The 15,923-nt window shown below is 62.6% G+C and carries 15 protein-coding genes and 1 pseudogene; 10 read left to right on the forward strand and 6 right to left on the reverse strand.

The genetic code is table 11. From position 1 onward, the window contains the following. Positions 1–13: 13 nt before the first annotated feature. Both OKW39_RS12075 and OKW39_RS12080 read left to right on the forward strand, forming a co-directional pair. Entirely contained in the window at positions 14–457 is a 444-nt protein-coding gene (locus OKW39_RS12075) for a lytic transglycosylase domain-containing protein (protein ID WP_090802338.1), read from the forward strand. Positions 458–602: 145 nt separating this feature from the next. Beyond that, entirely contained in the window at positions 603–1,895 is a 1,293-nt protein-coding gene (locus OKW39_RS12080; protein WP_429562760.1) for a GTP-binding protein, read from the forward strand. Between the two features lie 147 nt (positions 1,896–2,042). Here the strand turns inward: OKW39_RS12080 and OKW39_RS12085 are convergent, their stop codons facing one another. Continuing rightward, a complete protein-coding gene (locus OKW39_RS12085; RefSeq protein ID WP_018418891.1) occupies positions 2,043–2,321 on the reverse strand; it encodes an HU family DNA-binding protein in 279 nt (92 codons plus the stop codon). Positions 2,322–2,339: 18 nt separating this feature from the next. Further along, positions 2,340–2,537, reverse strand: coding sequence for a hypothetical protein (locus OKW39_RS12090; RefSeq protein WP_090802341.1), 198 nt, complete (start codon positions 2,535–2,537; stop codon positions 2,340–2,342). Between the two features lie 230 nt (positions 2,538–2,767). Here OKW39_RS12090 and mnmC point away from each other — a divergent pair, with 230 nt between their 5' ends. The 7 genes from mnmC (at position 2,768) to OKW39_RS12125 (ending at position 12,127) form a co-directional block, all read left to right on the forward strand. Continuing rightward, a complete protein-coding gene (gene mnmC, locus OKW39_RS12095) occupies positions 2,768–4,735 on the forward strand; it encodes a bifunctional tRNA (5-methylaminomethyl-2-thiouridine)(34)-methyltransferase MnmD/FAD-dependent 5-carboxymethylaminomethyl-2-thiouridine(34) oxidoreductase MnmC (protein ID WP_429562761.1) in 1,968 nt (655 codons plus the stop codon). A 949-nt stretch (positions 4,736–5,684) separates the two neighbouring features. Then, the gene (locus OKW39_RS12100; protein WP_429562762.1) at positions 5,685–6,890 is read left to right on the forward strand and encodes a cation:proton antiporter; all 1,206 of its coding nucleotides are present in this window, start codon (positions 5,685–5,687) and stop codon (positions 6,888–6,890) included. Between the two features lie 87 nt (positions 6,891–6,977). Beyond that, positions 6,978–8,093 carry a YbdK family carboxylate-amine ligase gene (locus OKW39_RS12105; protein ID WP_184060988.1) on the forward strand — a complete coding sequence of 372 codons (1,116 nt, stop codon included), beginning with the start codon at positions 6,978–6,980 and terminating at the stop codon, positions 8,091–8,093. Positions 8,094–8,663: 570 nt separating this feature from the next. Then, positions 8,664–9,302, forward strand: coding sequence for a MarR family winged helix-turn-helix transcriptional regulator (locus OKW39_RS12110; protein WP_429562763.1), 639 nt, complete (start codon positions 8,664–8,666; stop codon positions 9,300–9,302). Between the two features lie 142 nt (positions 9,303–9,444). Then, positions 9,445–10,158 carry a glutamine amidotransferase gene (locus OKW39_RS12115; protein ID WP_090802349.1) on the forward strand — a complete coding sequence of 238 codons (714 nt, stop codon included), beginning with the start codon at positions 9,445–9,447 and terminating at the stop codon, positions 10,156–10,158. Positions 10,159–10,267: 109 nt separating this feature from the next. Beyond that, on the forward strand, positions 10,268–11,380 hold the full coding sequence (locus tag OKW39_RS12120) for an NADH:flavin oxidoreductase/NADH oxidase (RefSeq protein ID WP_090802351.1): 1,113 nt from the start codon (positions 10,268–10,270) through the stop codon (positions 11,378–11,380). A gap of 213 nt (positions 11,381–11,593) precedes the next feature. Next, positions 11,594–12,127, forward strand: coding sequence for an SET domain-containing protein (locus OKW39_RS12125; RefSeq protein ID WP_018418882.1), 534 nt, complete (start codon positions 11,594–11,596; stop codon positions 12,125–12,127). A gap of 83 nt (positions 12,128–12,210) precedes the next feature. On the opposite strand, the gene OKW39_RS12130 is transcribed toward OKW39_RS12125, so the two are convergent. Both OKW39_RS12130 and OKW39_RS12135 read right to left on the reverse strand, forming a co-directional pair. Further along, on the reverse strand, positions 12,211–13,725 hold the full coding sequence (locus OKW39_RS12130) for a sensor histidine kinase (protein ID WP_429362657.1): 1,515 nt from the start codon (positions 13,723–13,725) through the stop codon (positions 12,211–12,213). 167 nt (positions 13,726–13,892) lie between these two features. Beyond that, on the reverse strand, positions 13,893–14,579 hold the full coding sequence (locus OKW39_RS12135; protein WP_013090980.1) for a response regulator: 687 nt from the start codon (positions 14,577–14,579) through the stop codon (positions 13,893–13,895). A 149-nt stretch (positions 14,580–14,728) separates the two neighbouring features. Between OKW39_RS12135 and OKW39_RS12140 the strand changes: the two genes are divergently transcribed. Then, positions 14,729–14,953, forward strand: coding sequence for a DUF3717 domain-containing protein (locus OKW39_RS12140; protein ID WP_090802357.1), 225 nt, complete (start codon positions 14,729–14,731; stop codon positions 14,951–14,953). Positions 14,954–15,057: 104 nt separating this feature from the next. On the opposite strand, the gene OKW39_RS12145 is transcribed toward OKW39_RS12140, so the two are convergent. Together OKW39_RS12145 and OKW39_RS12150 are read right to left on the reverse strand one after the other, a co-directional pair. Then, positions 15,058–15,348: a 4a-hydroxytetrahydrobiopterin dehydratase gene (locus OKW39_RS12145; protein ID WP_184051905.1), complete on the reverse strand. Its 291-nt coding sequence runs from the start codon at positions 15,346–15,348 to the stop codon at positions 15,058–15,060. Between the two features lie 116 nt (positions 15,349–15,464). Then, a pseudogene (locus OKW39_RS12150) lies at positions 15,465–15,818 on the reverse strand (phenylalanine 4-monooxygenase); the annotation flags it as partial. Positions 15,819–15,923: the final 105 nt, after the last annotated feature.

A 15,923-nucleotide genomic window follows, 5' to 3' on the forward strand; every position in this document is an offset into this window, starting at 1 on the left:
GTCCTGTTGACCGATGAAAAGTCCGCTCGTCACCGTCGCCGCCACGCTCGCGCTGCTCGTCGCAGCCGGCTCCGCGCGCGCCGACTGCTTCGACGAAGCGGCGAAGTATCAGAAGGTCAACCCATTGATTTTACGGGCTATCGCGTGGCAGGAGTCGCACAACCGGCCGGATGCGCAGCACAAGAACGCGAACGGCTCGACCGACTACGGTGTGATGCAGATCAATTCGGTGCATCTGCCGGTGCTCGCCCAGTACGGGATCTCGCAGGGCACGCTGATGGAGCCGTGCAAGAACGTTTATATCGCGGCGTGGCATCTGCGCCGCCAGATGAACAAGTACGGCAATACCTGGCAGGCGGTCGGAGCATACCACTCTGAGACGCCGGCGTTGCGGGACAAATACTCGCAACAGATCGCCGCGATTCTGCGCAGGTGGAAGTTGATGCCCGCGCAGTAGGCTTGTCCAGCGCTGTCGCTTGCGCAGGCTGCGCCCGTTTTAATGCACAATGCGGCTTCATGCTGCTGTCGCGCCGTCGCAGCGACGCCGACCATTTGGCCCCGCTCCCGACACGCCTTTCAATCCTCCCGTATTCCGTACCGCGATGAACCAGCCGCTATTGCCCATCACCGTGCTCTCCGGTTTTCTGGGCGCCGGCAAGACCACGCTCCTGAATCACATCCTTGCGAATCGCGCCGGTTTGCGCGTCGCCGCGATCGTCGACGATCTCGCCGCGGTCAATATCGACCCGACACTTGTGCGCCACGCGGCCGACCTGTCGAGCGTCGACGAGCAGGTCGTTGAACTCAAGAACGGCTGTATCTGCTGCACGCTGCGCGACGAGCTGCAAAACGAAATCCGTCGCCTCGCCGGCGAAAATCGCTTCGACGCGCTCGTGATCGAATCGAGCGGCATCGCCGAGCCAATGTCGAGTGCCGAAACCATTACATTTGAGGGCCACGAAGGCGCGTCGCTCGGCGACGTCGCGCGGCTCGATACGATGGTCACGGTCGTCGATGTGTTCAACTTCCTGCGCGATTACGCGTCGGCCGACGCGCTCGCCGAACGCGGCATTACGGTCGACGAAGACGACGACCGTACGATCGTCGAATTGCTGATCGAGCAGATCGAGTTTTGTGACGTGCTCGTCGTGAACAAGATCGATCTCGTCAGCGCCGACGAACTCGCGCGATTGCAGCGCATCCTCGCACGCCTGAACCCGCGCGCGGTGCAGCTCGTGAGCCGCTTCGCCGACGTGCCGCTCGACCAGATCGTGAACACCGGACGCTTCGATTTCGACGAAGCGTCGAATGCGCCGGGCTGGCTCGCGGCACTCGAGCACGAGCACGGCGGTCAACACGGCCACATGCATCGCAGCGAAGCCGACGAATACGGCGTCGGCCATTTCGTCTATCGCGCACGCCGGCCGTTTCATCCGCAGCGGCTGTGGGAGCTGCTGCATCGGGAGTGGAAGGGCATACTGCGTAGCAAGGGATTCTTCTGGCTCGCGACGCGCAACGATATCGGCGGTTCGCTATCGCAGGCCGGTGGCGCTTGCCGGCACGGTCCGGCGGGCATGTGGTGGGCCGCGCAGGATCGCAGCGAATGGCCGGCAGGCGACGACGAGCTGGCCGCCGAAATCGCCGCCGACTGGTACGGCGCGCCGGACGATACCAGCATCGGCGATCGTCGTCAGGAGTTCGTACTGATCGGCGTGGATATCGACCCCGCCATGTGGCGCGCGAAGTTCGACGCCTGTCTGCTCACCGACGACGAATACGCGCTCGGGCCGCAAGCCTGGCAGCAGTTCCCTGATCCGTTCCCGGCGTGGGAGTTCGACGACCACGATCATGATGATGATCGCGGCCATCATCATCACGGGCACGGCGACGACTGAGAACATGGCGGACATGACCACGGCGAGAACGCGCATCGTCATGACTGAACGAAGCACGTCCCGCGCTTGAACCATATGCATGGACGAAAAAAAACCCGCCACTGGCGGGTTTTTCTCGCGGGTGTCAACTGCCCGGCAGGAATCTGCCTAGCGCTTGTTGACCGAGTCCTTGAACGCCTTGCCTGCCGTGAATTTGACGGTCTTGGCAGCCGGGATCTTGATAGTTTCGCCGGTCTTCGGATTACGACCCGTACGCGCTGCGCGCTTGCCCGAACCAAAGCTACCGAAGCCAATCAACTGGACCGCCTCACCCTTCGACACAGACTTCTTGATCACTTCAAGCAACGTGTCCAGCGTTTCACCGGTTTGAGCCTTGCTGGCGCCCGTCTGTCCTGCGACAGCGTCGATCAGTTCCTGTTTGTTCATTAAGGTTCCTTTCTGAGTTTAGGTTGATACGAACAGCGCGACCGCGCCGATTATACGTGCGCGCACCGCGCCGTCGAGCAGCTGCGGCCCTGATCCTGACGATCTCCCGCGCCGGACAAAACCCTGTTCGGCGGCCGTGCTGCCGCTCCCTTCGCGGCGCTTGCTATGATAGCGCAGCGCAAACCCAATCAGGATAAGGGTTTCGAGGAATTGCACGGTTTTCGGGCCGTTCTTGCAAGGAAATCGAAATTTTGCCCCTCAGCACCCCCTAAACGAGGGCTGAAACCCAGTCCTGGCGGGGGTTAGCGTTGGTTTTTGCCAACGCAGCAAAGCGTCTAAATGCGTCCTGATGGGTCTTTTACGGCGACTCGCGCGCAGCGCGCGCCGGCTCGAACCATCGAACCCGCTCTTTCGAGCGACCTTTTGAGCGTGTTTTCCCACCGCGCATGACCGATCCGCTGATCCCCGCCGTCCTCGCTTTCCGCGACAACGGCAGCCCCTTTTCACCACACTACGACGACATCTATCACAGCGCCGTCGGCGCGCTCGAGCAGGCTCACTACGTCTTTCTACGCGGCAACGAATTGCCCGAAAGATGGCAGAGCCGCCGTACGTTCACCGTGCTCGAAACCGGCTTTGGCATCGGCATCAACTTTCTCGTCACGTGGGCCGCATGGCGCGCCGATCCGGCTCGCTGCGAGCGGCTGCATTTCGTGTCGACCGAGAAGCATCCGTTTAGCGCCGCCGATCTGCGCCGCGTTCACGCAACGACGATCTCCGATCCGCTGATCGCCGGGCTCGCTGACACGCTCGCGAACGCTTGGCCGATGCTCGTGCCCGGCACGCACCGGCTCGAATTCGAAGGCGGCCGCGTCGTGCTGACGTTGATCTTCGCCGATGCGCTCGACAGCCTGCCCACACTGCGGCTGCGTGCCGATGCGTTCTATCTGGATGGCTTTGCGCCCGCGAAAAATCCAGAGCTGTGGAGCCCGGCGATCTTCAAGGCGCTCGCGCGCGTCGCGGGCGATGACGCGACCTTCTCCACCTATAGCAGCGCGGGCGACGTCAAACGCGCATTGACGCAATGCGGCTTCGAGTATCGCAAGGTCGACGGCTTCGGCTGGAAACGCGCGATGCTGGTCGGTCGCTTCGCGCCGCGCTGGCGTGTGCGCCGTTATGAGCCGCCCGCGCCGTTCGGGCACGACGAACGACACGCGGTCGTGATCGGTGCGGGACTGGCCGGCTGCGCGGTGATCGAGCGGCTTGCGGCGCGCGGCTGGCGCGTGACTTCGCTCGAGCGGCATGCGTCGGTTGCACAAGATGCGTCTGGCAATCCAGCCGGCGTATTCCACCCAATGATTTCGCGCGACGACAGCGTCGCGTCGCGCGTCACGCGGGCGGGCTTTCTGTACTCGCTCAATCGTTGGGCCGCGCTCGAAAGTGCGGGGCATCGGCTCGCGCGCGGCGATCGCGGTCTGCTGCAGATCGCCGCGGACGACGACGAGGCGCGCGCAATCGGCGAGGCCATCGGCGCGTTCCGCTATCCGTCCGACTACGTGACGCCGGTGTGCGCGTCCGATGCCGAGCGACTCGCCGGCGTGCCGCTCGCGCGTGGCGGCTGGTTCTTTCCGCGCGGCGGCTGGATCGATCCGGCTTCGCTGTGCGCGGCGCAATTCGCATCGGCAGGCGGCTTGCTCGAACGACGCTTCGGTGTGGACGTCGCGCGGCTCGAACGTTCCGGCGATCAGTGGACCGTCTTCGATATCGCGGGAAAGGTAGTCGCGCGAGCGCCGGTCGTGATCGTCGCTGGTGCGCATGAAGCTGCGCGCATCGCTGGCTTGCGTCATGCGCCGACCCGCAGCATTCGTGGTCAGTTGAGCTTGCTGCCGGCGGATACCGTCGCGCCGCTCGCGCTGCCGGTGATCGGCGAGGGCTACGCCGTGCCGCTCGCGAACGATGTCACGCTGACAGGCGCGACCTATGAACTCGACGACCCCGACACGTCGCTGCGCGCGGACGGTCATCGCGAGAATATCGAGCGCGTCGCGCAGATGTTGCCGTCGTTCGCAAGCGCACTCGATGCCGCGCCGCTGACCTCGCTCGCCGGACGCGTTGCGTTTCGCTGCGTGAGCTCGGATCGCATGCCGATGATCGGCCAGCTCGCCGACGAAGCCGCTGCCGCCCGCGATGCTGCCCGCCTGCGCGGCGCATGGCCGCTCGATCTGCCGCGTCTCGACGGTCTGTACGGCGCATTCGCTTATGGTTCTCGCGGGCTGGTGTGGGCCGCGCTCGGCGCTGAACTGATCGCCTCGCAGATCGAAGGCGAGCCGTGGCCGCTCGAACGCGATCTCGCCGAAGACATCGACCCTGGGCGTTTTCTGCTGCGCTCCTTGCGACAGGGAACGATCGGTTAACCGGCTTCGGCCATTGCGAAGTTATCTCTGCGCCCGGCACGTTAACTCCGCCCTCCCTGTAAACCAGGTTAACCAGGATTCCGGCTTATCCACTGCGACCTGTGGATAACGGCGCGGTTAACCGGCGCAAGTCGTGTGGAACCGTTGTGGACGTAAACGGGGTAACTGGGACATCGCGAAAAAGTGCGAAAAGTTGCTCGCGTATACCGGCAGCCGCCGCACATGCTGTGCATCCGGTTATGCGGGCGGGAACTCGATGATTTGTTTCGGTAAACATAGGTTATCCACAGAAACCGAGGCAGCTTGTTAACTGTTACTACGTATACATACGGTAAACCAGTAAACAGCAAGGACGGGGGCTAACGCCCCGCCTATCGGGCTAGCTGAATTTCGTTCGAGTTCGCGTAAAACGGATCGCTCGACGCGCTGCGTTAACGACAAAACCGCGCATCGAATCACCGAAGCAGCGGTAACGCCCGGGAGCGGATTCGCCGTTCGCGACGTGGTCGAAACTGATGCGATACCTCGAAAAAAGGTCGCTTTTTCCGTTCACTGGGAAAATAACGTGATTTTTTACCGTTTTGCCTGCGAGTTAACGTCTTTTCGGTTAACCTGGAAAAAGCTATGGCACAATCCCCGTTTTTCCGCGTCGTGCCACCGCAACTGACGGCACGCGCAGCAATGGAACGGTGCCGGTCAAACAGAATCTGATTCAAGGTCGACGGCGTTCCTTCAGCATGCCTGTCGCTACTGCCGCATCCCGTGTATGTGCCCGACTCCGTGCGGTTCTTCGCGGCCGTGGCGCATTCCGATCATCCGATCATTGAAACCTCGCAACGCTGATTTCGCGAAGCGCTTGCGACAACGTGCGCTCCCCGTGCGCTCGTGACGGCGTGCGTGTGCGCCGGTTCGTGTCGTCTGCCGTTGCTGCCAAGGAGAACCCATTACGATGAATTCGGCGTTTTCATTTTTGCCAGCGTGGCCGCTTTCGCCCGACGCCATTTTCTGGGCGGGTCTTGCATTGCTTGCCGCCGGTCTGTGCGGCGAGCTTTGCTATCGCGCGTGGCGTTTGCCGCGCATTTCCGGCTATGCGGTGATCGGACTCGTGGCCGGCGCGGCAGGCTTTGGCGTGATCGATGCGGATTCCGCGAGCGCCGCGCGGCCGCTGCTCGACGTCGCGCTCGGCCTGTTGCTGTTCGAACTCGGCAGCCGGCTCGATCTGCGCTGGATCCGCCGTAATCCGTGGCTGATTCTGTCGAGCGTCGCCGAAGCCACGCTGACTTTCGTGCTGGTGCTGCCCGTGTTGCTGTTTCTGCACGTGCCGCTGATGGTCGCGACCGTACTCGCCGCGATCGCGATGGCGACATCGCCCGCGATGGTGATCCAGCTCAAAACCGAACTACGCGCGGAAGGCCAGGTCACGCAGCGTCTTCTGACCTTGACCGCGCTGAACAGCATGTACGCGGTCGTGATCGAAAAGCTCGTGTCGAGCTGGCTGCATCAGGAGGTTTACGGCAACGTGTTCGCGACCATCCTGCAGCCGTTGTACCTGCTGGTCGGCTCGCTCGTGCTCGCGTATCTGCTCGCGCGCACCTGCACGTTCTTCTATCGGCGCCTGAACATGCAGGACGAGCATTCGTTCGTGGCGCTGTTCGGTCTCGTGCTGCTCGCGATCGCGATCGCGCATCTGTTCAAGCTGTCGACGATTCTCGCGCTGCTCGCCGCGGGCATCATCGTGAAGAATCACGAAGTGCGTCCGCAGTTGTGGCCGGAGCATTTCGGCACCGCGGGCTGGCTGCTGACGGTGATCCTGTTCGTGCTGACGCTGACGTCGTTCGAATGGAAGCACATCGCGTTGGGCGGAGTCGCCGCGCTGGGTCTGATCGTTGCTCGCCTCGTCGCGAAGCTGGTCGGCGTGCTGGCGTTCGCGAAGCCGAGCGGCCTGAACTTGAAGCAGGGCATCGCGCTCGGCCTGTCCTTGTCACCGATGTCGGCGCTCGCGTATCTGCTCGTCGACGACACGTACAACCTGTATCCGAACTTCGATCCGCAGCTGCGCGCAATCGCTATGTGTTCGATTTTCGTGCTGCAGATTCTCGCGCCGTGGCTCGTCTATCGCAGCCTCGCGCTCGTCGCCGAGCGGCGCGAGGGGTAAGCGTGATACACGCATGGGCTGCCATGCGCGTTTCACGAACCCGTCTTTCAATTCCTTCGCCTCAAACGACCTGACTCAGGGGACGCCATGTCACTCGAACCCTTCATCGACTCGAAACCGTTCACGTTCGGTATCGAGCTCGAAATGCAGATCGTCAATACGCACGACTATGATCTGACCAAAGCCGGCACGGATCTGCTGCGCCTCATCAAGGACGAAAAAATCCCCGGCAATATCACGCCGGAAATCACCGAAAGCATGATCGAGCTGTCGACCGGCATCTGCACGTCGCACGAACAGGCGGTCACCGATCTGCGCAAGATTCGCGACACGCTGGTGTCCGCGGCCGATCATCTGAACGTTGGTCTGTGCGGTGGCGGCACCCATCCTTTCCAGCAATGGAGCGAGCGGCAGATCGTCGATACGCCGCGCTTTCAGTATATTTCCGAGCTATACGGCTATCTTGCGAAGCAGTTCACCGTGTTCGGCCAGCACGTGCACATCGGTTGCCCGAATCCGAACAGCGCGCTGTATCTGCTGCATTCGATGTCGCGCTTCATCCCGCATTTCATTGCGTTGTCCGCGTCGTCGCCTTTCGTACAGGGCGTCGATACCGGATTTCATTCGGCACGTCTGAATTCCGTGTTCGCGTTTCCGCTGTCGGGCCGCGCGCCGTTCGTGCTGACGTGGGACAGCTTCGAGGAGTATTTCTCGAAGATGGTCCACACGGGCGTGGTCAACAGCATGAAGGACTTCTACTGGGATATCCGTCCGAAGCCGGGCTTCGGCACGATTGAGGTCCGCGTGATGGATACGCCGTTTTCGGTGGATCGTGCCGCGGCGATCGCCTGCTACATCCAGACGCTCGCGCGTCATTTGTTGCTCGATAAGCCGATCCTGCCGCAGGAAGACGACTATCTGGTCTACACGTTCAACCGTTTCGAAGCCTGCCGGTTCGGACTCGGTGGCACCTGCATCAATCCGCAAACCGGTGAACGCAAGACGATTTCCGAAGATATTCTGGAAACGCTCGAACAGATCGGACCGCATGCGGAAGCGCTCGGCTCGGTGAATGCGCTGGCCGAAGTCGGCGCGATCGCGCGCGGTCAGGTCAACGACGCGACGTGGCTGCGCAGTGTGTTTGCGCAGGAAAAGTCCTTGCACGAAGCAGTACGCCAGCAGTGTCTGCAATGGCGCGCCTAGTCGCGAAGACTTCATGAAACCGTTTGCGTGCGCCAGTTACGCGACGTTCCGACGAAACCCGCCGCGTGCGGGTTTTTTTTCGTAAGAAAATTTTTATGGTTTTTCGCGCGCGCAACCCTTCAGGTTTTTCGAAAGTTTACGTATACCAGCGTAGTAGTCGTAAGCAGGCATTGCCAAAGGCTGTGGACAACTGAATAATTTCCTGCAAGGTCAATGCGCTGGGGAAATGATAACTGGGCTCGTAAAACGGGCTCCGGCCACGCCTGGCAAGCGCAACCGAGGAAACGTTCAACACGCTGCAAGTGCTTGTTGCAAAACGGTACACAGGCTGTCCAAACGTTTTCCCCTGCTTATCCACAGCTCGCGTTGGATAAGTTAGCTGTACGATTAGCCGCTGTCGCATAGAATGTCGTTTTTCGCCGCCTTCGGCTTCCAAGACGGTGTATTTTTGAGATAGTACAAACGGTTTCATCCGCGGTTGGACGAAGCTACCCCACACACGCAACGGGTGTACTCCGGCAGGCAGCCGCCGGCATTGCACCAAAGCGGTAAATAAACGAATCGAAGATTATGAGCGAAGGCGTATACGGAGAACAGGCAGCCGGGCGAGTGACCCACAGCCTCTTGCGATTGAGCACGGCGATGCGAAGCCAGGCTTGGGAATGGGCGGAAGGCGCGGGCCTTACGCCGACCCAGGGCGAGATCCTCGTGCTGTTGATGCAACGTAAGGGGCCGATGCGTCTCGGCGAAATCGCGCGTGAAACGGCGCTGACTGCCGCGACCACCAGCGATGCGGTCAGCACGCTCGAGACCAAGGGCCTCGTCGAAAAGCGTCGCGCACTCGACGACGGTCGCGCGCTCGCGGTACGTCTGACCTCGCGTGGCCGCACCGCTGCCAAACGCGCCGCGCAATGGCCGGACTTCCTCTCGAAGGCGGTCGGTACGCTGCGCGACGACGAGCAGTCCGTGTTCTATCGCACGCTGCTCAAGACCATCTATCAGCTCGAAGCGCAAAACGCGATTCCGTCGCATCGTATGTGCCTGAGCTGCACGCATTTCCAGCCGAGCAAGAATCCGAAGAAGACGCCGCATCACTGCGCGCTGCTCGACCTGAACATGTTGGACACCGATGTGCGTCTCGACTGCTCCGTGCATGAAACGGCGGACGTCGCCACCCAGAAGAAGACCTGGAAGATCTTCGCCCAATAACGGGCGTCTTCCTGGGCAATCCGCTAACATGGCCTGGCCGGCGACGGCGGGCGGTATGCGCCGCCTGCTTGCCGGCTGGTGCCGTGCACGGATAAAGTCGTTGGCGGCAGGTCGTTAGTCAACCTGAAGATAGGGCAGGCCGATGAATCGGGAAGTACTCGCCATCCGCCATGTGCACTTCGAGGATCTGGGCAGTCTCGAGCTCGTGCTCGGCGAGCGCGGGCGTCCGGTCCGTTATCTCGATGTGGGCGTTGCCCGTATCGAGGCGCCCAATCCGGTTGCCGCGTCGCTGATGGTCGTGCTGGGCGGCCCCATCAGCGCTACCGACGACGCGCTGTACCCCACGCTCGCGCCGCTGCTGTCGTTGATCGAAAAACGCATCGCGGCCGGTTTGCCGACACTCGGTATCTGCCTTGGCGCACAACTGATCGCGCGGGCGCTCGGTGCGCGCGTCTACCCCGCGGCTCAGGCCGAACTCGGCTGGACGCCGCTCAAGCTGACCGATGCCGGCCGCGCCTCGCCGCTGCGTCATCTCGATGGCGCTCATACCTCGATGCTGCATTGGCACGGCGACACCTTCGATCTGCCGGCCAACGCGACCCGTCTGGCATCGACCCCGGCTTGCGAGAATCAGGCCTTCGCATGGGGCGATCACGTGCTGGGCTTGCAGTGTCATCCCGAGATCCGCACCGATCGGTTCGAACCTTGGCTGATAGGGAATGCGAACGAACTCTCGGGCCACGGCATCGACGCGCGTCAGTTGCGCGCCGACACCGGCCGATACGGTCCCGTGCTCGAAGCCGCCGCGTGCCGCATGTTCGGCGAATGGCTCGATCGCGTCGAGACGCAAGTCTGAATGGCTAGCCGAATGGCGACGTAAGCGGCCAGCCAGGTGCCACGTTCATGCAGTAAACCGCGTGCGGTGCTATCCTCGATCGCTCTCGGGCTTTCACTGGGCGTAATCCATGAGCGCGCTTTTCTCTCCGCTCACGCTGCGTAGCGTGACGCTTCCCAATCGGATCGTCGTCTCCCCAATGTGCCAGTACTCCGCGGAACGCGGCGAAGCGACCGCCTGGCACATGATTCACCTCGGCGGTCTCGCGCTGTCCGGCGCGGGCATGCTGTGCATCGAAGCAACCGCCGTCGAGCCGGACGGGCGCATCACCCCCGGCGATCTCGGCTTGTGGGACGACGCGACCGAAGAGGCGCTCGTGCCGGTGCTGGCCGCGATCCGCAAGCATTCGCACGTCAACGTGACGATGCAACTGGCGCACGCGGGCCGCAAGGCATCGAGCCACGTGCCGTGGGAAGGCGGCCAGCTGATTTCGGTGTCGCAAGGCGGGTGGCTGCCGCATGCGCCGTCGGCGCTGCCGCACAAGCCGGGCGAGGAGCCGCCGCTCGCGCTCGATGTCGTCGGCCTGAACCGGATTCGCGAGGCCTTCGCCGCGTCCGCGCGGCGTGCCGCGCGTCTTGGCATCGACGCGCTCGAAGTGCACGCCGCCCATGGCTATCTGCTGCATCAGTTCCTGTCGCCGATCGCCAATCAGCGCACCGACGACTACGGCGGCTCGGTCGAAAACCGCATGCGTTTTCCGCTCGAAATCTTCGACATCGTGCGTGCCGCATTTCCTGCCGACAAACCGGTCGGCGTGCGCGTGTCGGCGACGGACTGGGTCGAAGGCGGCTGGACGCTCGAAGACACGATCGCGTTTGCACACGAGCTGGAAAAGCGCGGCTGCGACTGGATCGACGTGTCGTCGGGCGGTGTCTCGCCGCTGCAGCGAATTCCGCTCGAGCCAGGCTATCAGATTCCGTTCGCGAAGGCGGTCAAGCACGCAACCGGTCTGACGACGATCGGCGTCGGACTCATCACTGATCCGCTGCACGCCGAGCAGCTGATCGAAACGGGCGATGCCGATCTGATCGCGCTGGCTCGCGCGCTGCTCTATAACCCGCGCTGGCCGTGGCACGCCGCCGCTAACCTCGGTGCGACCGTCGAAGCGCCGCCGCAGTACTGGCGTTCACAACCGCGTGAGCAGAAAGCGCTGTTCGGCGACATTTCGTTTGGTCAACGGTGACGCCCGTCGCACCTTGAACGAACGCATCGGCTGACGGTTGAAGGAAGCCGTGGACAACGTGTAGGATGCCGGTTGTGGCGCGGTGCGCGTCGCAAGTCGACGCGGCGCTTTCAGGGCGCCGCGTTTGCTATTCGCGTCAGAAAAAAGCCGCGCGCACGACGTGCCTGACGATTGCCAGATTTGATTCCCCAGTTCTTCACAAGGATTCATTCAATGAATTCACGCAGGATCGCCGTGCGCCGTTCGGGTGTGCACGGCAAAGGCGTGTTTGCTCTCGAACCGATCGCGGCCGGCGAGCGACTGATCGAATACAAGGGCGAGCGGATTACCTGGAAAGAAGCGTTGCGCCGCCATCCGCATAATCCGGCTGAACCGAATCACACGTTTTATTTCGCGCTGGATAACGGCAAGGTCATCGACGGCAAGGTGAACGGCAATAGCGCGCGCTGGATCAATCATTCATGCGCGCCGAACTGCGAAGCCGAGGAAATCGACGGACACGTGTACGTGCATGCGCTGCGCGATATCGCGGAGGGCGAGGAAGTCTTTTACGACTACGGCCTCGTGATCGACGCGCGTCAGACGAAAAAGCTGAAAAAGGAATACGAATGCCGCTGCGGCGCGCGCAAGTGCCGCGGCACGATGCTGGCGCCGCCGCAGAAGGGCAAGGGCGGCGGCAAGTCGGGTAAAGGCGCCGACAAGGGGGAAAAGTCGAGCAAATCGGCGAAGAAATCGAAGAAGAAATGAGCCGCGGGTCGGTGCGCGGCGGTAGCTGTCTGCGCTGATCGAAGCGCTGAGGCGAACGCCGCCGCGGCAGCCGGGCAAACCTTCTACAAATCGACCGGCGCCGAGTGCGCCGGTTTTTTCGTGGCGCGCCGTGCGTTGGCATCGTTGGCGGTGGCAGCGCCTGCGGACGCACCGGGCGGCAGCAACGGAATCCGCACGATAAAGCGTGCGCCGCCCTCCGGTGCGTCCTCGTAATGCACGCTGCCATGATGCAGCACCATGATGTCGTGGACGATCGCGAGGCCCAGACCCGCGCCGCTGTCGACGCCCGCCTCGGTCTGCCCGTCGCCGCGGAAGAATCGCTTGAACAGATCCGCCTGCTGCGAACGCGGCACGCCCGGCCCGTTGTCTTCGACGACGATCTCGGCCATGCGCAGATCGTCGATCAGCGTCTGCGAAACTGTGACCGTGATACGCCCGCCGTCGGCCCGCGAAGGCGGCACATACTTCAGCGCGTTATCGAGCAGATTCGCGATCACTTCATGGAGCAGCACAGGGTTGCCGCGCGCCATCAGCGGGTCATCGTTGGACGGATCGTCGAGGCGCTGGAAGCCGAGGTCCACGTGTACCGGTAGCGCGCGCGGCACCCATTCGGCGCCGGTGTCGAACGCGAGCGCGGCCATGTCGACATTGACGAAGCGGGCCGCCTGTTCGCCCGGCTCGGCGCGCGCGAGCGACAGCAATTGATTCGACAGCCGCACGGCGCGATCGGCCGCGGCGCGCAGTTCGTGCACGGCAGCGAGCGTCTGCTGCGGATCGCGTGCGACGACCGCCTGCTCCGCATGCAGCTTCACGGCGGTGAGCGGCGTGCGCAGCTGATGCGCGGCATCGGCGATGAATTTACGTTGCGCATCGAGGGCGGCTTTCAGACGATCGAGCAACGCGTTCAGCGCGCCCGTCAGCGGACGGATCTCGACCGGCACATAGGTTTCGTCGACCGGCTCGAGCGACGTGTGCGTTTGCCGGTTCAGCGAATCGGCGAGCGCCGTCAGCGGATTGAGCTGCTGATTGACGACGCGCCACACGATCACCCAGCCGGCTAGCAGCAGCAGCAATAACGGCATCATGATCGCGACGAGGAACTCGGCGGCGATGCGGAAGCGGTGATGCACGGGCTGGCCGACTTCGACGACGATCGGATTACCGCTCGGCTGATCGACGCGCACCTGAGCGACCCGCACGGTCACGCCTTCGTGCTGCGTCTCGAACACGTACGCGTAATGCATGCGGCGCACGTTGGTGCCTTGCAGCGGCAGATTGTGATCGCCGGCGATTTCGGTGTCGCCGGTGCTGATCCGGTAGACCAGATGTTCGACCGGGTCGGAGAACATCGCCTGCGCGAGCGGCGGCACCGTGATCGGCGCTTCCGGTCCGGCAATCTGGATCTGTTTGGAGATCGCGGTCGCGAGGTCCGCGAGCGAACGGTCGACCACGTGCTGCGTGTACTGCCATGCGAGCCAGTAAGCGATCAGGCCGCTCATCAGCGCGAGCAGCGACAGGGGAGCAGCGAGGCGCCGCAGCAGCGTGCGGCGCAGACTATTGGCGGCCGGCTGGTGCATGATCGAACGCGCGGGAAAGTTGTGACTGCGGTGGCAACTGCGGTAGTAATGGCGCGAGGCGCCTTGAGACGGCCCGGGGCCCGGCACAAGGCGCCGCGGGCACAGCCGATGCGCGGCGCCGCTCCGGGGCCGTCAGGCCGCGACGCAATGCGCGGCCTTCACGACGATTATGCGGCCTGGCGAATTTCCTGCAACAGGTAGCCAAAGCCACGCACGGTGACGATTTCGACACGGCAGTTCTCGAGCTTCTTGCGCACGCGGTGCACGTAGACTTCGATCGCGGTATCGCCGAGGTCGCCGCCGAAGTGTGTCAGATGATCCTGTAGTTGCGCCTTGCTGACGACGCGGCCATGACGCAGCAGCAGCATTTCGAGCACCGCGAATTCGCGCGGCGACAGTTCGAGCGGTTTGTCGTCGTTGAAGATGCGGCGGTCGACGCCCGACAGCCGCACGCCGCCCAGCGACACTTCCGGACGCGGCATGTCACCGTGCGGACCGCTGCGGCGCATCACCGCGCGAATACGCGCTTCGAGCTCGGCCGGCTCGAACGGCTTCAGCATGTAGTCGTCCGCGCCCGAGTTCAGGCCTTGCACGCGGTCGTTCAGTTCGTCGCGCGCGGTCAGGATGATCACCGGCGTGTGACGGTTGCTCTGGCGGAAACGCGACAGCAGCGTCATGCCGTCGATGCCCGGCAGACCCAGATCGAGGATCACGAGTTCGTGGCGATTTTGCGTGAGGGCCTGCTCGGCAAAGATGCCGTCATGGACCATGTCGACGGTGAAGCCGGCTTGTTCGAGACTGCTTTGGATGCCGCGCGCGATGGGGCGGTCATCTTCGATCAGAAGGAGTCGCATGGATTTCGCTCAAGTACAATGGGTTTAGGCGTTTGGGCAAGCGGTTCGCCGGGGCGCCTGCTACACAGCCAGCGTGCGAAGCGGCGGCAGACGCGCCACGAAGCAGCTGTCGAGCCGAATCGAAGCACCGTGCCAGCCATCACGAAGTCATGTCCGAGATCAGCATTCACGAACTGGAAGCCGCGATCAACTTCTGGCGCACCCGCTCACCTTCAAGCGGCGACGAACACGTTCTGTGCAAGGAGGCAAGCGCGCTCTCCAAGCCGTATGCGCTGCTGATTGTACAGCGTCAGCAGTCGCTATCACTCGATCGTTTCGACCCGATTGCAAGGCAGGCCTGGGAAGCTTACGTTCAACTTAAGAATAGCCTGTAGAACTGAAGGTTTGCCTAGGGAATTGCCTGCATTGTCCTTTCATGGTCACCTGATTACGCGGCGAGTTAGGCATAAACACGCATAAAGGCCCGTAATTATTGGTATTACATAGTAATCCCGTCGATGAATGCGGCAAGCGCGATGTCGCGTTCGGTCACGCCGTTCGCTTCATGGGTGGACAGCGTGATGTCGACCTTGTTGTACACGTTGAACCACTCGGGATGGTGGTCCATCTCCTGCGCCTTGATCGCGACGCGCGTCATGAAGCCGAAGGCCTCGTTGAAGTCGGCGAACTCGAACGCGCGGCGAATCGCATCACGCTCAGCCACGCTTTGCCAGCGATTCAGTTTCGCCAGTTGCCGGGTTCGCTCGTCGGAAGTCAGTTTCTGAATCATGGTGTTACCTCGCTCGTGGAACACGCTCGCCGGCAGGCGGACGAATCCGTCATTTTTTCATGGTTGCGCAACGCTCGCCGCACGCTGGGCCGGATCGGTTTGCGATGGCTTTTCGTTCAAACGTCGCCGCCGGTGTTCCAACCCTCGCGGATTCCGCGCGTAATCACGCAGTCGCCGTCGAACAGGTCGCCCGCCGCGTAGGCAGGTGCGTTGGCGAGCTTCGTCAGCAGCGGTGTGAAGTCTGTTTGCGCGACGTGGAAAAGTTGCGCGAAGTCATCGATGACGAAATAGGTTTGTTTTAACGTATCGATGCGATAACGGGTGCGCATCACGCGTTCCAACGCGAAGCCGAGCCGGTTCGGCGCTGCGCTTTGCTGGCTATGCAGCGTCTTCACGCCGTTCGGACCCGGGTCATCGCGGATCAGCCCGAACTCCACTGTGTACCAATAGAGCCGCGCGAGCAGCGGCAGCGGGCCGTAGCGCTCAAGCGGGCTGATCGATCGTGAAGTCGGCGCGGGTCTCGAGACCGGCGTCGAACTGTTCCTTGAGTTTGGCGGTGCTGGCGGTGGACATGG

Origin of the sequence: Paraburkholderia sp. MM6662-R1, assembly GCF_050436245.1 — a bacterium.
Taxonomy (GTDB): Bacteria; Pseudomonadota; Gammaproteobacteria; order Burkholderiales; family Burkholderiaceae; genus Paraburkholderia; species Paraburkholderia tuberum.